The sequence below is a fragment of the Balneolales bacterium ANBcel1 genome (genome assembly GCA_029688905.1).
Classification (GTDB): Bacteria; Bacteroidota; Rhodothermia; order Balneolales; family Natronogracilivirgulaceae; genus SLLW01.
In genome coordinates this window covers 120,856-140,243 of record JARULB010000004.1, presented here as the reverse complement: position 1 = coordinate 140,243, position 19,388 = coordinate 120,856, and the positions used below count along the sequence as shown (strand labels likewise).

Annotated in this window: 17 protein-coding genes; 6 read left to right on the top strand and 11 right to left on the bottom strand. The window is 54.4% G+C overall.

Features of this window, described 5'->3' with window-relative positions:
- Positions 1-103: 103 nt before the first annotated feature.
- The 3 genes from QA596_06860 to QA596_06850 form a co-directional block, all read right to left on the bottom strand.
- A complete protein-coding gene (locus tag QA596_06860) occupies positions 104-1,231 on the bottom strand; it encodes an FAD-binding oxidoreductase (protein MDG5767178.1) in 1,128 nt (375 codons plus the stop codon).
- A 70-nt stretch (positions 1,232-1,301) separates the two neighbouring features.
- Positions 1,302-1,913, bottom strand: coding sequence for a bifunctional nicotinamidase/pyrazinamidase (pncA, locus tag QA596_06855; protein MDG5767177.1), 612 nt, complete (start codon positions 1,911-1,913; stop codon positions 1,302-1,304).
- 4 nt (positions 1,914-1,917) lie between these two features.
- Entirely contained in the window at positions 1,918-3,270 is a 1,353-nt protein-coding gene (locus QA596_06850) for a nicotinate phosphoribosyltransferase (protein ID MDG5767176.1), read from the bottom strand.
- A gap of 150 nt (positions 3,271-3,420) precedes the next feature.
- Here QA596_06850 and QA596_06845 point away from each other — a divergent pair, with 150 nt between their 5' ends.
- From QA596_06845 to QA596_06820, 6 genes are all read left to right on the top strand, one after another.
- Positions 3,421-4,086: a hypothetical protein gene (locus tag QA596_06845; protein ID MDG5767175.1), complete on the top strand. Its 666-nt coding sequence runs from the start codon at positions 3,421-3,423 to the stop codon at positions 4,084-4,086.
- Positions 4,086-5,720, top strand: a complete 1,635-nt coding sequence (locus QA596_06840) for an Ig-like domain-containing protein (protein ID MDG5767174.1) — start codon at positions 4,086-4,088, stop codon at positions 5,718-5,720. The genes QA596_06845 and QA596_06840 overlap by 1 nt, the downstream gene beginning before the upstream one ends.
- A gap of 240 nt (positions 5,721-5,960) precedes the next feature.
- Positions 5,961-6,941 carry a hypothetical protein gene (locus tag QA596_06835; protein MDG5767173.1) on the top strand — a complete coding sequence of 327 codons (981 nt, stop codon included), beginning with the start codon at positions 5,961-5,963 and terminating at the stop codon, positions 6,939-6,941.
- Positions 6,942-6,958: 17 nt separating this feature from the next.
- Positions 6,959-7,426 (top strand): DUF3096 domain-containing protein, encoded by a 468-nt coding sequence (locus QA596_06830; GenBank protein MDG5767172.1) that lies wholly within the window; start codon positions 6,959-6,961, stop codon positions 7,424-7,426.
- A 15-nt stretch (positions 7,427-7,441) separates the two neighbouring features.
- Positions 7,442-8,530, top strand: coding sequence for an endolytic transglycosylase MltG (gene mltG / locus QA596_06825; GenBank protein ID MDG5767171.1), 1,089 nt, complete (start codon positions 7,442-7,444; stop codon positions 8,528-8,530).
- Between the two features lie 33 nt (positions 8,531-8,563).
- Positions 8,564-9,145 (top strand): DUF2179 domain-containing protein, encoded by a 582-nt coding sequence (locus QA596_06820; protein MDG5767170.1) that lies wholly within the window; start codon positions 8,564-8,566, stop codon positions 9,143-9,145.
- Positions 9,146-9,214: 69 nt separating this feature from the next.
- On the opposite strand, the gene QA596_06815 is transcribed toward QA596_06820, so the two are convergent.
- The 8 genes from QA596_06815 to QA596_06780 all read right to left on the bottom strand — a co-directional run bounded on the left by QA596_06815 (position 9,215) and on the right by QA596_06780 (position 19,313).
- Complete coding sequence (locus QA596_06815; protein ID MDG5767169.1) at positions 9,215-11,047, bottom strand: ABC transporter substrate-binding protein; 1,833 nt, start codon at positions 11,045-11,047, stop codon at positions 9,215-9,217.
- 5 nt (positions 11,048-11,052) lie between these two features.
- Entirely contained in the window at positions 11,053-12,603 is a 1,551-nt protein-coding gene (gene guaA, locus QA596_06810; protein MDG5767168.1) for a glutamine-hydrolyzing GMP synthase, read from the bottom strand.
- 143 nt (positions 12,604-12,746) lie between these two features.
- Positions 12,747-13,127: a glycine cleavage system protein GcvH gene (gcvH, locus tag QA596_06805; protein ID MDG5767167.1), complete on the bottom strand. Its 381-nt coding sequence runs from the start codon at positions 13,125-13,127 to the stop codon at positions 12,747-12,749.
- A gap of 11 nt (positions 13,128-13,138) precedes the next feature.
- Positions 13,139-14,491 carry an acetyl-CoA carboxylase biotin carboxylase subunit gene (accC, locus tag QA596_06800; protein ID MDG5767166.1) on the bottom strand — a complete coding sequence of 451 codons (1,353 nt, stop codon included), beginning with the start codon at positions 14,489-14,491 and terminating at the stop codon, positions 13,139-13,141.
- An 8-nt stretch (positions 14,492-14,499) separates the two neighbouring features.
- Positions 14,500-14,997 carry an acetyl-CoA carboxylase biotin carboxyl carrier protein gene (gene accB / locus QA596_06795; GenBank protein ID MDG5767165.1) on the bottom strand — a complete coding sequence of 166 codons (498 nt, stop codon included), beginning with the start codon at positions 14,995-14,997 and terminating at the stop codon, positions 14,500-14,502.
- 12 nt (positions 14,998-15,009) lie between these two features.
- Positions 15,010-15,582, bottom strand: a complete 573-nt coding sequence (gene efp / locus QA596_06790; GenBank protein MDG5767164.1) for an elongation factor P — start codon at positions 15,580-15,582, stop codon at positions 15,010-15,012.
- A gap of 137 nt (positions 15,583-15,719) precedes the next feature.
- Entirely contained in the window at positions 15,720-17,081 is a 1,362-nt protein-coding gene (locus QA596_06785; GenBank protein ID MDG5767163.1) for a sodium-dependent transporter, read from the bottom strand.
- 258 nt (positions 17,082-17,339) lie between these two features.
- The gene (locus QA596_06780) at positions 17,340-19,313 is read right to left on the bottom strand and encodes an alpha-amylase family glycosyl hydrolase (protein ID MDG5767162.1); all 1,974 of its coding nucleotides are present in this window, start codon (positions 19,311-19,313) and stop codon (positions 17,340-17,342) included.
- Between the last annotated feature and the right edge of the window lie 75 nt (positions 19,314-19,388).

Below are 19,388 nucleotides of genomic sequence, written 5' to 3'. Positions count from 1 at the left end.
GGCCTTCCGGTAATTCGTTCACGGAATTTTATGGCTGCTATTCACGGCGGCTTTGTGAGGAAGTGGGCAGTCCGGGATCAGCCTTGAGCTTCCATCAGTATTATCAGCCTTGCGCTTCCAGCGCCTGCCTGCGAAGCTCTCTGTATTTTGAGAAGCGGTAGAGGGATATCTCTTTGGGGATTGCCTGGCCCGTTAGAAGGTGATCGGCCAACATCTTTCCGACAACCTCCGAATAGAGCAGCCCCTTGGATCCCAATCCGGCATAAATGAAGAGATGCTCGTGCTCGGGGTGATGCCCGACGATGGGCAGCCGGTCGGGGGTGGTTGCCCGAATTCCCGACCATTGCTGCACACTTTTACAGTGTGAATAGAGTTCCGGCAACAGCTCCTCCAGCTTTTGATCCAGAAGGCGGGCACTCTGTTTGTCGGGGGAATCGTCATGAAAATGGTGCTCATAGGTGCTTCCGACCACCAGCTTTTGTTCAACCAGCGGAGCGATGTATCCATAGGCCGATACGGCGGGAAGCGTGTCCACCGGACGGGAACACTCGTAAACAGCCAGCTGCCCCTTCACCGAATTCAGCGGGAGGTCCGTCCAGAACTTGTTCTCGCGGGATTTATATCCAGTAGCGATCACAGCTCTTGGAGCTGAAAAAGCTTTTGAGCGGTTGTCAAGAACCCACTGTCCGTCGTATTCAAGCTGATACGGCCCTCCGGTTTCAATATCAACTCCCTGTTTGCTCAGATAGTTTTTATACGCCTCCAGGTAGGCCGGAGTATCAATTACCTTGCCCTTGCTCAGAAAGAGGGCGCCGTAGCTCGACTTGAGCAGCGGGTGCTTTTTTGTCACCTCCTCCGGACTCATCCATATAACCCAGTCTTTCGGCCAGCGACCCTGTTTAAACGCTTTGCGGAAATTGTGGCTCAGTTCTTCGTCGATGGCCGGACGAAGTACCCCGTTTTCAAGGTGCAGTTGACGCTTTTCAAAAGTGCTGAGAATCTTGAGCCGTTGTTCCAGCAGCTGCATACCGGACTCGGCCCTCCAGGCAACGTTTGCTCGTTGACCGGTAATCGGGTTCACCATGCCACCCGGTACCGCCGAAGCACCCTTTCCAATTTCCAGAGCGTCGTAAACCAGTATACGCGGATTCTTTTTGTGCTCTATCAGGTGTGCGGCCGTGGCCAGTCCGGCTAACCCGCCCCCGATGATGATGATATCATAATTATTCATACTGGCTTCCATCTTTTCTGAAAATCACTCAATTCGGGAGAACGCATGCAAAAGCTGCTTTGAAGTGGTCTTATGTGAGGGTTTTGGATGTGGTGAACATGACCCCGGCCTCAGCCATCTCTTCCCAGGCCTGGTCCAGCGAGCCCTCCACGTCGAGGCCGCGAACAGCGTCTTTAACGACATGAACATCAAAGTCCTCTTTTCGTGCATCCAATGCTGTCCATTTTACGCAAAAATCCGCTGCCAATCCAGCAATATATAGCGTATCAATGCTTCTTTCGCGCAGGTATCCGGCCAGTCCGGTTGTCGTCTCATGGTCGTTTTCATAAAACCCGGAATAGGAGTCTATTTCCTTTCGAAATCCTTTCCTCAGAATCAGTTGTCCCCGGTCGATTTCCAGCTCGTGATGAAACTCGGCCCCCTGTGACCCCTGCACACAATGATCAGGCCATAAAATCTGGGCGCCGTAATGGGTCCGGATTTGCTCGAACGGCTTTTTAGCGGGATGGGAAGAGGCAAAAGAGTGGTGTCCGGCCGGATGCCAGTCCTGTGTCAGAATTACATGCTCGAAGGCTCTTGCCAGTTTATTGATGACAGGCACCACTTCGTCACCTTTCGGGACAGCCAGCGCGCCACCCGGACAAAAGTCATTTTGGGTATCGACAATCAGTAACGCTTTCATGATATCACCTTTTAAGCTTTTCGATGAGAGATTTCAGAGATCGATCCAGTTCTACCGGAAATCGATCAGGATTGAGCATCCGCCTGATCCGGTCAGGAAACTGACCCGACCGGGTACGACAGTACTCCGCCATCTTCTCCAGGTCGGTCTCCATGTTCAGGGCGTGCCCGGATTCCATAAAGATTCTGCGAAGCGGCTCCCCGCCGGGTGAGTCGGGGCTTTCACCGGAAAGACAGATGAGGTCGTTTGTAAACCTCCCCTGCGAATCGGCATAGCGCAGCAACTCCTTCACTCCCGGAAGACTGCTCTTGGAGGATTCGTCGGTGTACTTCATGGTAGGACGACCGTCCAGTTCGCACATTTTGTAAACGCCGCTCAGGGCTCCGTCCGGGTGGCCGGTGATCAGCCGGGTGCCGACCCCGAACAGGTCGATCGGAACATTGTCACCGACCAGTGCCGCTATCTTTTCTTCATCCAGCTGGTCGGATACCGCGATGGCCACGTTGTTCAGGCCGGCATCATCCAGCATCTTTCTGGCTTTGGGAGCCATTTTGTGAGGTTCGCCGCTGTCCAGCCGCACTCCGATCAGACGGTGCCCCCGGCCTTCGAGCTCCTTTGCCACGGTGATGGCGTTGGGGATGCCGGACTCCAGCGAGTTGTACGTATCCACCAGGAGAATGCATTGATCGGGATAGAGTGCGGCGTAGGCCCGGAACGCCTCGAGTTCGCTGTCGAAACACTGGATCCAGGAGTGCGCCATGGTGCCGGAGACCGGCACATCAAAGCGGTAACCCGCCATCACGTTGGAGGTGGCAGTGATGCCTCCGATAAAAGCCGCGCGGGTTGCGGAGACCGAGCCGGCTCCCTGGCCGCGCCTGAGACCGAAATCAACCAGTTGCCGGTCGCCGCACGCCTGACGGAGCCGATAGGCCTTGGTGGCGATCAGTGACTGGAAATTGAGAATATTCAGCAACAGCGTCTCAATCAGCTGGCACGAAAGCAGCGATCCTGAGACCGTGAGCACCGGTTCACCGGGGAGTACGGGTTCGCCTTCGCGGACCGAATGAATGTCGGCATCAAAACGATACTCTCCAAGAAACCGGCAAAAGTCGTGGTCAAAGCCCTTGTTTTCAAGCCACCGGCACGCATCCGGAGTAAAGCGGTAGCCCTCGAGAACGGCAAGCAGGTCAGCCAGCCCGGCAAAAACAACAAATCCGCCACCAAACGGGGTATTCCGGAAAAAATAGTCGAAATGGGCTTTCTTTTCGTGTATGCCGATTTTGTAGTACCCCTGACCCATGGTCAGCTGGTAGTAATCAGTATACAATTCCGGATGTGGTATATCAGTTACCGCCATATGGATACGTTATTCATCGGATGATTGGGAAGCGGTTGTTGCGGTGCGGCTTCAAACCCCATATTATAGTCCGTTGCGTTCGTAATTCAAAGCAACTTGGACTATATTTGAGGAGTTGCTTCACCATTTGTAACATAGGTATCCCCGTCAATGTTCAGAGTCTTGCTCATAGCGATACTGATGTGCTGCCAGGCGATCCTGCCGACTGGTTCCGGAGGCGCCGCAGGTCTTCCCGAAGATGCCCAGGCACAGGATGATGCAGGGAGCCGGTCCGAGCCCCACGCTGTTTCCAATTCCGCGGCCGTAGCCTGCCAGACGGCAGACCTGATGCTCGGCCTGCTCGATGACGACGGTACGTTCCGGACACCTGCCGGCGGTGTTATTGCTCAGCCGGTATTTCTGGAGATGGATGCCCCTGTACAGGTAAAGGAGCATCTCCTTTCGGAGCTGATGGCAGCAGGCATCCGGATTGCCGGCGAGCCGGCGCATCACCACAAGCTGCAAATCGAATGGCGTCCGGAAAACCTGTTGATCCGCAAGGGAAGCCGCTCCTTTTCACGCATCCTCCGTTCGGAGGTTTATTTCACCTGGATGGATGAAGAACGAGAGGTAAGAGAGGTCTGGAAGTCGTCATACGAACTGGAAGAAGCAATACCGCCGGAGGTTGCCGATGCACCGGCCGACTGGGAACCCGCGGCGTTTCAGCAGCGCAAGGATTCCCGCCGGCTTTCGTTTCTGAACAGGATCGCCGAGCCCGCCATCATCACCGGAGCGGTAACCGTAACCATCTATCTGCTCTACAGCGTCCGTCGATAATGCTGAACCGAATTCCAGGCTTTTTATATTATCCGGCCATATTGTTGGGCCCGCTGCTGTTGCTTCAGTGCGCTACACCGACTCAGCCGACAGGCGGACCGCCTGACCGTACTCCGCCGCAACTTGTGGAGACCCGTCCGGCGACAGGAACCACCAGCTTCGACGGCGACAGAATCCGTTTTGAGTTCGACAAGTACATCGACAGAAACAGCTTTGAACAGGCTTTTCGCATCGAACCCGACCTCCTGATCGATTATGATGTGAGCTGGAGCCGCCGTACGGCAACCGTCCGTTTCGATGAACCGCTGCCCGATACCACCACCATCATCTTTACCCTGGGAACAGACCTCCGCGACACAAGAGGCAACAGCATAACCTCGCCGCTGCAACTGGCCCTGTCTACCGGTCCGGAAATCGACGACGGACGCATCACCGCAAAGGTCAGGGACGCGGTAACGGGGGAAGGCCTGATGGGCGAGCGGGTCGTCTTGTATCGGCATCCGGCCGATCTCAGCCTCCCGGCCAATTATGTGGGCGAGGCCGATTCGGCCGGGGTGGTGCGGTTTAACTATCTGCGGGAAGGCAGCTACAAAGCGTTTTGGCTCGATGACCGCAACCGGAACCGCCGATGGGACCGCCAAAGAGAGGCCGCGCAACCGTTTCGCACCGACACGCTCGAACTCGACCCCGGCGGCGAACTGGATGCCGGCACCGTTTTCGTAATGAAAATGGATACCATCCCGCCCGTGCTTCTGGCGGTGGGCATGCTGTCGGAAGTGCGTCTCCGGCTTCGTTTCAGCGAATCCGTGCAGTTTCTGGAAGGAGCCGGAATCACCGTTTTCCACGAAGACGGCAATCCTGCCACCGATGCCGTACCGCTCTATGTGGACCGGGACAACAGCAATGTCATGCTGGCCGAAGCATTGAATCCGCTGCCCGACGGACAGTCGTATCGCCTGGAACTCAGAGGCGTTTCAGACCTTGGGGGCAACGAAGCCGAAATTGACGTAGACCTGTTTCCGGGATCGGATGAACCCGATACCACCTACGCGCGCTATGTTTCCCATGATACCCGACACGGTATTCGGCCTGATGAACCAATCATAGTGCGTTACGCGAAACTTCTGGACGATACCCCGCAGGTGCTCGACTCCCTGGTCGTTGTGGAGTCGGAGTCGACGTTTCAGCCCTGGGAACCCGCCGTCACCGTGGATAACCTGCTGATGGTTTATCCGGACGGCGAATGGCAACGGGGAGAGGATTACGAGATTCGCGTCTGGGACGAGGAGCAGATGGACCGGCGCAGCATCATTCCGAACATCCATTTTGATAACCAGCTTGGCGGACTTGAAGTGCTTTTTGATGATCCGCCGGCCGATACCGCGCGCTTCCGGCTTTCACTGACCGACGAGCAGGGTTTTGAGGCAGCCGACACGATTTTTACCGATACCGTGGAACTGACGGATTTGCCCCCCGGCAGTTACATTCTGCAGGCGTATGAGATTCGCGAGGGCCACAGAAGATGGGATGCCGGTCAGGTTGACCCGTTTCGGCCTCCGGCACGCTTTTTTATCCAGAAGGACGTTCCTGTTGAACAGGGGATGACCGGGCAGGTTTATATCTCCTGGCCCTGATTGCCGGATTTCCCCATTGGCTCCATTTTTCCAACCGACAGGCGAATTTCTTCTTCATGCTGCAAGTAACCGGCGTTTATTTTTCCGGATGTGTTGGTTGATGGTCATCCGCCTGTCAGATTCCCGACAACGCCAAAACGGTAAAAAACGAACAATGCCGGGTCAGATGGCCTTTGCATCAGTAAAAGCTTGCCGGGCTATCCGGCCGATCAACATATTCTGTGGAAAAAACCGAAATTTATGCGACACCATGTATTAACCGTAGTCTTCTTGCTTCTGCTATCCGGTCTGGGTCTGCCGGCGTCTGCAGATGCGACCCCGCGTGGATTACCGGCTTTCTCCCCGGATGATCCCGATACGCCGCATCAACAGGCTCGTATGGATACGGTGACCCTGTCGGTTGAAATGGTGGGCGGACCGTTTGACAGTGCACATACTCTGACCGACGGCTTTGACGGCGATCTGCTGGTGAGTGATGCCAATGCCGGCCGTATAAAAAGATATCGCATTCCAGCCGGATACCGGCAGTCCGGCCATGAATGTCCCGGAGCCGGACCCGAAATAGGCGTCGACCGCGGCGCATCTGCCGGTCTGGTGGAGACGATTGAGCTCTCCATATTTGACCGGCCCGAGGCGATGGCAAACGCCGCTGAAACCTTTCTGGCGGTGGTCGGCTCCGCGGAACGCCAGGTACACCTGCTGGACGAAACGATGGCGTATGTTCGCAGCCTTGCCGTTCCGGCCTGGGCGGCAGGCGAAGCGCCATTTACTCCGGAAGATGTCACCTCCAATACCATCGGAGAGCTGTTCGTGCTCGATGCCGATAACAAGAGGATCTACCACTTCAACGCGAACGGGAGCTTTTTGCAGTACTTCCCAATTGACGGTCTGGATCGGCCCTCCGCGCTGATGTATGCCGACGAATCCCTGTTTATTGCCGACAAGGGAGGCGGGCGGGTGCATGTCATCACTGACGGGGGCCATGAACTGGCTGTGATAGGTACGTTCCCCCACCTTGGCCGCGTAAGGGTGATTGACCGGAACATATGGGTTCTGTCCGGCGGTGTCATTCACCGGTTCAACATGTCCGGGGAGCACCTGGGCAACTGGGCACCGGATATTGCCGGGAAGCCATTGAGAGATTTGGCTGTAATCGGCGGCAATTTGTTTCTATTAACCTCCGGTTCTTTGTATTTTTCCGGTTCCATTGAAACCCCCTGATTCAACCGGTATCATTCATGGCCACTCATATCCAGTTCATCATGAACAACAATTCCGGCAAGCGGCGGCTGTTTCACTCGTTGCTGGCGATTTTAACGGGTGTACTGGTCCTGTTATGGCCCGATTCCCTTTACTACATCCTGGGTAGTTACCTGATCGCCACCGGCCTGGTATTTCTTTTCTTTCGTACCCCTTCGCTCATTGTTGCCGCCTCGGTGGTAACCGGAGTGTTTATTTTTGCGTTTCCATCATTCATACCGTACTTCTTTGCGTTTTTTCTGCTGGTAATAGGGATCGGTTCGCTGCTCAGCGGCGGCCTTACGGGATTTGCGGTTTTTCCGCTGCTGGCGGCTGTTCTGCTGATTATGTTTCCCGATATCATATCCATCATAGTGGCTGCGTTTTTGCTCCTGTACGGTGTCACATCCATCGTATCCATGATACGCTCCAGGAACAAGGACAAAGAGATTATCGAAGTATATTAATCGGGTTCAAAAGCAATGAGCATCACATTTTTCGGACACCTCAGCTGGAAACAGTGGGGAATTGCCGTTCTGGTTTTCAGCCTCTCTTTTCTGTTGGTTTTTTTATCGAGAAGTTATCGCTTGTACAGCAGCGAGGCCATCAACGCTTCGGTTGCGGCCGAATTGTTCCTGTATGAGCCGTCTACGCTTGAGGAGCTTATGGAGCTGCTTGACGAGCAACACGTAGTTTACGATCGAAAAGAACTGCAGTGGGCATCCGATATTTTTGGCTACCGCCGGTTTAACCCGGGACGATACGTGCTGGAGGGCCCTGTCAGCTATCAGGATTTCCTGACCCGATTCGCGCTGGGCCTGCAGGATCCTATGCCGCTTCGTGTTCCGGCAGGAGCATCCAAAGAGGCGCTTAAAATCCATATCGCCCGGCAGATGCGGTTTGAGATTGGCGAGCTGGAGGAAGCCATGCGCGACACCGCGTTTCTGAACCAGCACGAACTGGAGCCACATCTGATTTATGGAAGAATGCTTCCCGATACGTACGAGGTATTCTGGACTACGGGGCCGCGCAGACTGCTCGCAAGGCTTTTGTCGGAGTTCGACAGCCGTGTTACGCAGCCCCATGCCGGCCGCATGGAGGAGCTGGGGAGAACGGTGGATGAAATCACCACCCTGGCCTCAATTATTGAATGGGAGGCGCGCTATGATCATGAAAAGCCCGCCATCAGTGGTCTTTACTGGAACCGGCTCAACCGGCGATGGCGGCTTCAGGCCGATCCCACAGTGAATTACGCCAAGGGAGAACGTGCCCGCCTGGTGTTTGCCGACTACCGCATTGATCATCCCTACAATACCTATCGAATCCACGGACTGCCGCCCGGCCCCATTACCAATCCCTCATATGCAGCTATCTCGGCAGCGCTCTATCCCGAGGATCACAATTACATGTACATGGTCGCCACGCCGGAAGGAACCCACGCGTTTTCACGTACCTACGCCGAACACCGTCAAAAAAGCCGGGAATGGACAGACTGGCTCCGTGAGGAGCGCAGAAAGCGTGCGGAGATGGAGCGCGAAGAGGCGCTGCGCCGGGCAGAAGAACAAAACTGAAAAGCCGTTGATGAATATGCAAGCGTGGGTGGTATGGAAGCAATGACAATGGATTTCGACTGGTTTGGATGGGTGATTCTGCCAGTTCTGATTTTTCTGGCAAGGGTCGTGGATGTGACACTCGGTACCCTGCGCATCATCTTTGTTTCCAGAAGCATGAAGGTGCTGGCCCCGCTGGTGGGCTTTTTCGAGTCGCTGATCTGGCTGCTGGCCATCGGTCAGATCATGCAGAGCCTGACCAACTTTGGGCTCTATTTTGCGTACGCCGCCGGTTTCTCGTTCGGGAATTATATCGGTATCTACCTGGAAGAGAAAATCGCCATGGGGCTGCTGTGTGTCCGTACCATCACCAGTGAAGACGCAACCGACCTGATTCAATTCCTGAAGGAGCGGGATTTCGGGGTTACATCGGTATCGGCAAGCGGTATCAGTGGGTCGGTTCGTCTGATATTGAGCATCATCAAGCGCAAGGATCTGGAAAAGATGATCGGCGTGATCAAGGAGAAGGCTCCCAAAGCTTTTGTTTCCGTGGAGGATGTGCGGTCGGTCAACGAAGGCTACTTCCCGCAGAAAAGAGTCAGTTTCTTTTCGCGCCTGCCCATGCTCAGGAAATAGCATGTGATCGGAAGTACCGGCCGGGATACCTCGCGGCCGCCAAAGCATACAGACGTGTGGCCGCGTTTCTTACTCCGAATTGTTATCCGTTTCCTGAGTCTCCTCATCGGATTCATCCGGCGGACGCTTGTAGCGAACCGTTTCGTCCCGCTCGATCCGCATTATGTGGAGCTTTTGATTAATGTGCGTGCCCTGGAACCCGATGTTGGTGATCACACCTTCGTAGACCGGACGGTGGCGCAGCATGGGCTTGATCCGGGCCGGATTCTGAAGCGTTTCAAGCGATTTGAACAGGAAATTGGCAACATCATACCCCAAATGTGCGAAATTGTTGGGCCGGGTACCGGTCAGTGATTCGAAATCCTGCTGAAAAGTGTAGGTCTCCCTGCGGTCGTTATCCCGGTAGAAAAAGTTGCTGTAATAGATATCAAAATATCGTCGGCGGGCATCGCTTAACTCAATATGAGCCATCTCTTCGTTGGCCAGGATGGTCGCCCTGCTTCGGGTGGCCTGCAGGTCGTTGAGGATCAGCTCGATCAACTGGTCGGCCCCGCGGCCGGTCAGCGACAGATAGACCCCCTTGACCGGTTTCAGCTCATATTCTTCTTCATCAATGAATCGTTCATCGCCGGCCAGCCAGGGGGTGATGTGGGCCACTTCAAACGCACGGGCTTCGAAGTTTTCACTGAAATAGTGCAAAACAGTTGCGCCAAGCCGTTCGGCTTCGTTTCGGAACGCCTGGGCTTCCCGAGCAACCGGCTGATTGCTCTGCGTGATAACGGCCAGGGTGTCCAGCTTCAGCTCATTGACCGCGAACCGGGCCATGGCCCTGCCGCGTACTTCAAACGTGGGATTGACCTGGTACAGATACGGATTGGCGATGTTCAGAGTGTCGGCGTTGGCCAGCGGTGGAATCACCGGAATTCCATAGTACTCGGCCAGGTCCCTGATCCGGTAGGCCGAATCGGAGAAGAGCGGACCAAGAATGGCATCCACATGGTAGGTCCAGGCCATTTTTGTCATGGCCGCCTCCTGCGTAAGCAGGGTGTCGGAGGTGGTTACATGGCGAAGCCGGATGCGCTTGTCGGCACTCCTTCGGTTGAACTCCTCCGCCGCAAGATGATAACCGTTGTACAGTGCCCGAGAAATTTGCCACTCGGGACTCCCTGTTTCCGCATCGGGCAGTAATACTCCGATGTCGTATACAATACCGTCCGGAGCTTCACCAAACAATTGCGAAGCGGGCGGCTCATCCGGCATGCGGTCGATTCTGCGTTCTACGGCACGTATGATATTGGTGTCGATGGAGGTCTCAAAAAACGGAGACAGGGTTGAATAAAGCTCTCGAGCCTCCGTTCTGCCCATGTGATCGATTCCATAGCGAAACAGGTCGAACTGGACCGGCATAAGCTGGCTTTGGCGGAACGCTTCCCTGCGCTGTTCGGTAGTCAGATACCCCATGATCTGGCGGTACATCACGTCGGCATCCCGGTGGAGGTTCTGGTAAGCCGGCCGCGATTTGAGATTGTGCAAATTGTCCAGTGCTCTTCCGAACTGCTTCGTCTGAAAATCCACAAGAGCCAGTGTATACCGTGCCTCATCAAAAAAACGGGGATCATCCTCCCGGCTCACCTGACGCAGATAGCGACCGGCAAGGGGGTATTCTCCGAGGGCGAAATAACTTTTCCCGGCAAAAAGACGGGCTTCCGGAGTGCCGATAGCGGCAAAATGACGGGCGGAAGAGTCGTATTCTGCTTCTCTGTAAAAGGCCAGTGCTGTATCAAAGCGGTCGTCCTGCAATGCTGTTCCGCCGGCTGCCTGTACCTCGATAAAGCCCGGGCTCAGCAGGTAAAGAATTGACAGCAGGATTGCGAAACAACGTCCGGGTCGGTGGGTTCTCATAACAGCTATTCCCATTCAATAGTTGCGGGAGGTTTGGAGCTGATGTCGTAGACCACCCGGTTGATTCCTTTTACTTCATTGATGATGCGGTTGGATACATGGCTGAGAAACTCGTAGGGGAGATGGGCCCAATCGGCGGTCATGCCGTCCACACTGGTCACCGCCCGAAGTCCCACGACAAAGTCGTAGGTCCGCTCATCGCCCATCACACCCACACTCTGGACCGGCAACAGTACCACAAACGCCTGCCAGACGGAATCGTACAGGTTGTTGACACGAAGCTCCTCAATAAAAATTGCATCGGCTTCCTGGAGCAGGGCCACTTTCTCCCTGGTGATATCCGACAAAATCCGGATCGACAGACCGGGACCCGGAAACGGGTGGCGGCGGATAAATTCTTTCGGGATATCAAGCGATTCACCGACCTTTCGCACTTCATCCTTGAACAACTCCCTGAGAGGCTCTATCAGTTTGAGATTCATTTTCTCGGGGAGTCCGCCCACATTGTGATGCGATTTTATCGTCACCGAGGGCCCTTTGAACGAGACGCTTTCGATCACATCGGGGTATAACGTACCCTGGGCAAGGTGGGTGAAGCCCTTCTCATCAGCCACCGCCTGGTCAAATACTTCAATAAACGTGTTGCCGATAACTTTTCGCTTCGTTTCCGGATCGCTGATCCCCTGAAGCCGGTCCAGAAACAGATCGGAGGCATCGACCCCTTTCACCGGCAGTTTCAGCTTTTCGGTGTAAAGCCGTTGCACATCCTCAAATTCGTTTTTTCGAAGCACTCCGTTGTTGACAAACACGCACAGCAGCCGGTCACCGATGGCTCGGTGCAGCAGGGTGGCCGCAACGGTCGAGTCGACGCCGCCGGAAAGTCCGCAAATCACCCGTCCGTCGCCCGCCTCTTCCCTGATTTGGGCAATAGCGCTTTCCACAAACGATTCGGCGGTCCAGATTCCCTGAAGGCCGCAGATATTGCGGACAAAATTGTGCAGTATTTCCCGGCCGAACTCCGTGTGTACCACCTCCGGATGAAACTGGACGCCATAGACGGGACGCGTAGCCAGTTTTACGGCGGCAACCGGAGCGTTATCGGTTCGGGCGATTACCTCAAAATTTTCGGGAAGGTGGATGATGTGATCGCCATGACTCATCCACACTGTGCTTTTTTCCGGAATTCCGGCAAACAGGTCGTTGCGTTTTATGACGGAAATTTTGGCCCGCCCGTACTCGCGCCTGTCGGCGTTGGCCACCGATCCGGGCTTCAGGTGATGTGACATGAGCTGAAACCCGTAGCATATGCCCAGTACCGGCACGTTGAAATCAAATACGGCCTGGTTTAGATGCGGCGCGTCGGCATCGTTGACACTCATGGGGCCGCCGGATAAAATAACCCCGGCGGGCGGATTCCCGGTGAACTTCTCCAGGTCGACATTGAACGGATGGATTTCGCAGTATACCTGACTCTCACGAACCCGGCGGGCTATGAGCTGATTGTACTGGGATCCATAGTCGAGTATCAGGATCCACTCTTTTTCCGGTGTGATCATCCGGGATGTATGATAAAGTGAATGGTTGTTGCAAGCTTCACCGGGGATGCTTCTCCGGCGGAGGCGGATGACAATGAATGCCCGGATCGGTTTCCGGGCACGAAGTTACCCGAATAACGCTTCCGCTGACAGGAATTGTTGTGTCAGGAAATAATTTGTTCGTAGTCTTTGACGGAGAGCAGCTGGTCCAGCTCGGAGGATTTGGACATCTTTATTTTGATCATCCAGCCCTTGTCGTAAGGGTCTTTGTTGACCAGCTCCGGCTCTTCTTCCAGCTCTTCATTCCATTCCAGGATTTTACCGGTGACCGGCATGAACAATTCGGATACTGTCTTAACGGCTTCCACCGTACCGAACGGGTTATCCTTATCTACCGATTTGCCCACTTTGTCGATTTCAACAAACACAATATCACCCAGTTCGCTTTGAGCGAAATCGGTGATGCCTACCGTGACGGTTCCGTCGCCATTGTCGCGCACCCATTCGTGCTCACGGGTGTATTTAAGGTCGTCGGGATGATTCATATTCCTCGTAATTAGTGATTATCGGGATTGTAATTGAAATGGTTTTCGAGATACTTCGTGTCAAACTGGCCGCTTTTGAAGTTGGGGTCGTCCATGAGTTGCAGCTGATAAGGAATATTGGTCTTGATTCCTTCAATCACAAACTCATTGAGTGCCCGTTTCATGCGAGCGATGGCCTGGGGGCGGTCGGGAGCGCTTACGATCAGCTTGGCGATCATCGAGTCATAGTTCGGAGGCACCGAGTAACCGGAGTAGGCGTGGGTATCGATTCGCACACTGTGCCCGCCTGGAGTGTGGAACACCTTGATCTCCCCGGCCGAGGGGCGGAAATTGAAAGCGGGGTCTTCCGCGTTGATCCGGCACTCGATAGAGTGTCCGCGCATTTTGAGTTTCTTTTTCTGCAGCGGAAGGCCTGCAGCCACTTCAATTTGCAGCTGTATCAGGTCTTCGTCGGTTACTTCCTCGGTGACGGGATGCTCCACCTGAATCCGCGTGTTCATCTCCATGAAATAGAAGTTGTGGTCCCGGTCCAGCAAAAACTCGATGGTACCGGCCCCTTCATACTGGATGGCTTCAGCGGCTTTGATTGCGGCCTGACCCATTCGTTCCCGCAGTTCGGGCGTCATTACCGGACAGGGCGCTTCTTCCACCATTTTCTGGTGCCGGCGCTGCATTGAGCAGTCGCGTTCGCCGAAATGGATGACCTGACCGTGACGGTCGCCGACAATCTGGATTTCCACATGGCGTGGCTCGACGATGAATTTCTCCAGGTAGATCTCCTTGCTGCCGAAACAGGCCTCCGATTCGTTGCGGGCGGCGGTAAGCTGCCGCTCAATCTCGCTTTCGTCCTTGCAGATACGCATGCCGCGCCCGCCGCCTCCGGCAGATGCCTTGAAAATAACCGGATAACCGATTTCGGCAGCTACCTCTTTGGCCTGTTCGGCGTTGTGGATAATGCCGGTACTTCCCGGAATGGTAGGAACGCCGTACTTCTGCATGTTCTCCCGGGCCATGGATTTGTTGCCCATGGTGTCGATCATCTCGGGGGAGGGACCGATGAACTTGATGTTATGCTCATCGCAAATCCGGGAGAATTCCGCGTTTTCAGCGAGAAACCCGTAACCCGGGTGGATGGCTTTGGCATCGGTAATCTCGGCCGCGGCGATGATTCTGGGAATCTTCAGGTAGCTGTCGCGGGCTGCAGGCGGACCAATACAGACCGCTTCGTCGGCGAATTTGACATGAAGACTCTTTTCATCCGCGGTGGAATATACCGCAACGGTTTTGATGCCCATCTCCCGGCACGTCCGGATGATTCTCAGGGCGATTTCGCCGCGATTGGCGATCAGGATTTTATCAAACATGGTAACGATCAGGAGGGCTGAATAAGGAATAGAGGCTGGTCAAATTCCACCGGCTGGGCCTCCTCTGCGAGAATTTTCACTACTTTTCCGGTGTGCTCCGACTCTATTTCGTTCATGATTTTCATCGCCTCGATGATGCAGAGTACATCCCCTTTGGAGACGGTGTCACCGGTATTGAGGTAAGGATCGGACTCCGGCGAGGGCGCCCGGTAGAATGTGCCGACGATGGGAGAACGGACAGTGATGAGGTTTTCATCCTTGTCGGTTTCAGCCGAAGCAGTCGGTGCGGCGGATTCCGCTGGAGCGGCTTGTGGTGCGGGCGCTGGTGCCGGTGCCTGGTATTGCACTGCCGGTGGTTGTCCCATTTGGGCGGAAGGAAACTCTCCCTTGATTGTGTCCGGCTGCTTTTTGACTTTGATCCGGAAGTCGCCCTCCTCAATCTCCACCTCGTTCACATCGGTATCGGAAATGAGATTGAGAAGATTCTTAATGGTTTTCAGGTCCATATTTGCAGAAATTTAAAGTTTAACGCGTTCCAGGTAGGTGCCTTCCTTGGAGTTGACTTTCACCAGATCCCCCTGGTTGATAAAAAGCGGCACCTGAATGGATGCCCCCGATTCCAGTTTGGCGGCTTTTGAGCCTCCCTGTGCGGTATCGCCCTTGACGCCGGGCTCCGTCTCTGTTATTTGAAGAACCACCTGGTCGGGCAGTTCGGTAAACAGGATTTCCTCGGTTTCGGCGAGTACCACCACCTGGATGTCCTGGTTCTCCTTCAGGAAAAGGGGACGATCGATTTTTTCCTCGGGAATGGGAATCTGTTCAAACGTTTCCTTGTGCATGAAGTGGTAAATGTCCCCTTCCTGATACAGGAACTGATAGGGGTGGCGCTCAATACGCACGGCTTCCACACTTTCTCCGGCTCGAAATGTTTTATCCAGAACCCTTCCGGTAGTCACGTTTTTGAGTTTGGTACGGACAAACGCACCACCCTTGCCGGGTTTTACATGCAGGAACTCGGTGATGCTGAAGATGTCACCACTGAGCATAATGGTAAGACCGTTGCGAAAATCAGATGTTGTTACTTTGGGCATAAAAAGAAGATAGATGGAGATTAACAGTGACCAAAAATACCACTGTTGGCATTTGAAGACAAATTGCTTTGTAGCGGAAACGGTTTGTTTATGTGCAAAATAATCGTTTTGCCGGGATGTTGCCGGGAGTCAGTCGTTTAGCCGGCCAGCAGGTTGTAAAGGGTGGTGAACAGCACCAGCGCGATCAGCAACGGACAGATATACTTTACAAAGATGGTCCAGACAACAGAGAACACAGAGTTGTCAAATCCCTCGAAACCATGACGAATTTCCTGAATCGCGTTTTCGGTTTTCCAGAACCAGGCCATGAACAGACAGAGCATCAATCCGCCCAGCGGCAATCCCACATTGTTGAAGATCATGGCAAGCAGGTCGATCAGGGCGATATTGAAGGAGATGATCACGGCAAACAGCATGACGGTTCCGCCGACGACCATCGCCGCTTTCTTGCGTTTGATTTTATGTTCGTCGATTACATAGGAGACCGGTACTTCGAGCAGAGAGATCGTAGAGGTGAGTGCCGCCATGCTCAGAAGCACAAAAAAGGAAACCCCGAAAAGCAGACCGAAAAATCCGCCCATGCTCTTAAATAAATTGGGCAGCACTTCAAAAACCAGAGTGGCGCTGGTGAACAGTTTCCCGTCCTCGTCGAGAATGTTGATGCCCGCGGTCTGGGCGACGAACATGGCGGGGATAATCAGCATGCCGGCCAGGAAGGCGATGCCCATATCGGCAAAAGTCACGTATGTCGCCGATTCAACGATATTCTGATTTTTTTTCAGATAGGAGCCGTACGTAAGGAGCGCTCCCATGCCGAGGGAGAGTGAGAAAAACGCCTGGCCGAGCGCGGCAAATACGAGGTTGGTGTTGATGACGGAAAAATCCGGAAGCAGGTACATTTTTGCTCCTTCAACACTTCCTTCCAGGGTGAATACATATACGATCATCACCAGAAGAACAAGGATGAGCACCGGCATCATGGTTTTGGTCGCGCGCTCTATACCGTTACTGACTCCGCCCGTTATGATGCCGATGGTCGCAAACATGAACAAGATGGAGAAAAAGGCGTTCTTGGGTCCGTTGCCAAGATCGGCCAGCCAATGCGCGGCGGCAGTGAGGCCCATGAAATGGAATATCTCCTCAAAAACGAAGCTGAATGTCCAGCCGGCAATGACCAGATAAAAGGAGAGGATCATCACACCACACATGACACCCCACAAACCTATGAGAGGAGGGAACCACCCGCCTCCAAGCTTTTTAAAAGCGCCGACGGGGTTTCTGCGGGTGTGGCGACCGATGGCGAACTCGGCGATCATCACAGGCAACCCGACAACCAGACAGCAGATCACATAGATAAGGATGAACGAAGCACCGCCGTTGTCGGCAACCTGTGTGGGAAATCCCCAGATGTTTCCGAGCCCCACCGCCGAACCCGCCGCTGCAAGGACAAACCCCAATTTGGTATTCCAGCTACCTCTTTCTGTCTTGTGCTCAGACAATATGACCTCCGTTTATGTCCAGATATGACCCGCACTATTGATCGGATCGCTCACCAACCTGCACTGATCAGCTAAAATATCCTATTTCGCTGGAATGATTCAACTTATTTTCGCGGAATCTGCAGACGGCAAAACAGGCACATGTCAAATGGGGAAAAATGGTCCGGGTGGAGGGGATTCCAACGGTAAGGGAAGACGTGATCCGAAGCGGATTTCAGCCGGAAACGTATGCGGTGCAATACGCTGAGCCGTACAGAGTCAGGATGAGACCGATTGGCGCAAAATTATTCCCGACACCGGCGGGACCTCGACGGATCCGGATTCGATCCGGCGCGGCTGGTCGGGATAGGTAGCTTCGTGATCTGCCAGCACCCGCCACTCACCCTCGGGCAGTGTGATCCGGTGTGTCGCTTCCGGATTGCCGTTAAGGCTGATGAGCAGGCGCTCGTTGGCGGCAATCTTCGGGCTGTAGATTTCGAAAGTCAGATGCAGCGCATCCTCATAAGAGTGGAAGGTGATGTCGCCGGGGTCGGCCAGCCGAAGCTGCGGATAGTATTTGCGGATACGGATCAGGCCGCGGTAGTAGTCGAACAGCGGCCGGTTATGTTCGATTTCGGTGAAATCGAGGTAATTGGTCGCGTTGTCTTTCTCGTAGCTGTTGTGATCGAGCCGTCCGTGGTGGGGATCATTGGTCTCGCGGGAGTCGATCCATTTGGAACGTCCCCACTCCTGTCCGGAGTGGATCATGGGGATTCCCTGGGAAGTCATCAGAAACAGGGCCGCCAGCCGGGAGGTTCTGAGTTCGCGGTCGGTGAGCGCTATGAGCTCTGATTTTTTGGCAAAGCGTCTTCCCGCTTTTTGGGGATCCAGCGCGATGCGTATGAAGTCGGCAAGCGTGTATCCGTCGTGCGATTCCAGGTAGTTTACCGAATGCTCCTGATGGTGGAACCGGCCGTTCGGTTCGTGAAGCAGGGTGCCCCGGACGTAGTTTTCCAGTGATTCCCGATTGGTTTCATAGTGCCATTTCCCGAAGATGAACCCCGGCGAATGCACCGGATCAAACCCTTTGACGCCGTTGCGGATCTGGTCGTTCCAAGCGGACCATCCAAAACCCGAGAAGCCGGTCGGGTCGTATCCGCCGCCCCATGGTTCGGCAATCAACAGGACGTTCGGATTGATTTTCTGCGCTTCGTGACGAATTTCGGCAATGGTGTCACGATCGATCAGGTTGGCCAGGTCAAAGCGGAATCCGTCTATATGGTACTCCTTCATCCACCAGAGAACCGAGGAGATAATCATTTCCCGGATGTAGGGCGACTCGGTACGCAGGTCGTTTCCGCAGCCGCTCTCGGAGGTCAGGTTCCCGTGGGCGTCCGTTCGGAAAAAGTCCGAAAGATCCAGATGCTTCAGCGGATTCAGGTCATACTGCGATACATGGTTGTAAACCACATCCATAATCACCGTGATGCCCTCTTTGTGCAGTTCCCTGACCATCGTCTTGAGCTCCAGTGAAGCGGCTTCAGGATCTCCGGTTATCTCTCCGGGCCGGTTGCTTCCACCGGTGGCGTACAGGGTTTCAGGGGCGAAGAAAAAGCTGGTCATGTAGCCCCAGTAATTGCGGCTGTACGGGTTCCAGGTATTGTAATACCCTTCGGGAGTCTTTTTGTGATACGGAGGTTCAAAGCCCGCGAACTTCTGGAGAGGAAGCAGTTCAACCGCATTCACGCCGAGGCGTTTCAGATGGCTGATACCACCGGTGATGCCCCGCTCGGTCAGTCCCAGGTAGGTGCCCGGTGATTTTGCTCCGGAGGATGGGTGCGCAGTCATATCCCTGACATGAGCTTCGTATATCACCAGGTCGCGCTGCTCCGGCGGGATAATGAAGGTGTCGCCTTCCCAGTCAAAAGGCACGGGTTCGGCAATTCGGCTACGGGCGTACTGGCGGAAGTGGTTTACAGTAGTCACCTGCTCGGACCATGGGTCGGCAATCAATTCGTCGGTGTGTAGCAGCCCCGGAATGTGATCGGGATGCTCAATACGAAAAGCGTAATATTTGCCGGTTTGTCGGCCGGGGAGCTTGAGGTGCCAGTTGCCGTCATCAAGTTTATCCATGGCATATTCCCTGCCCTTTTTCTGGTCGTACCACTCGAAAAGGACGAGATCTATGCGGACCGCCTTCGGGCAGTACAAGCGAAACAGGCAAAAATCCTCTTTCTGCTGAGCGCCCCACACAGGGGATACTCTCGTGGACAGGCCGGTTATATGGTCTCCGTTACGAAACACGTATTATGTATAAAAGCTGTTATT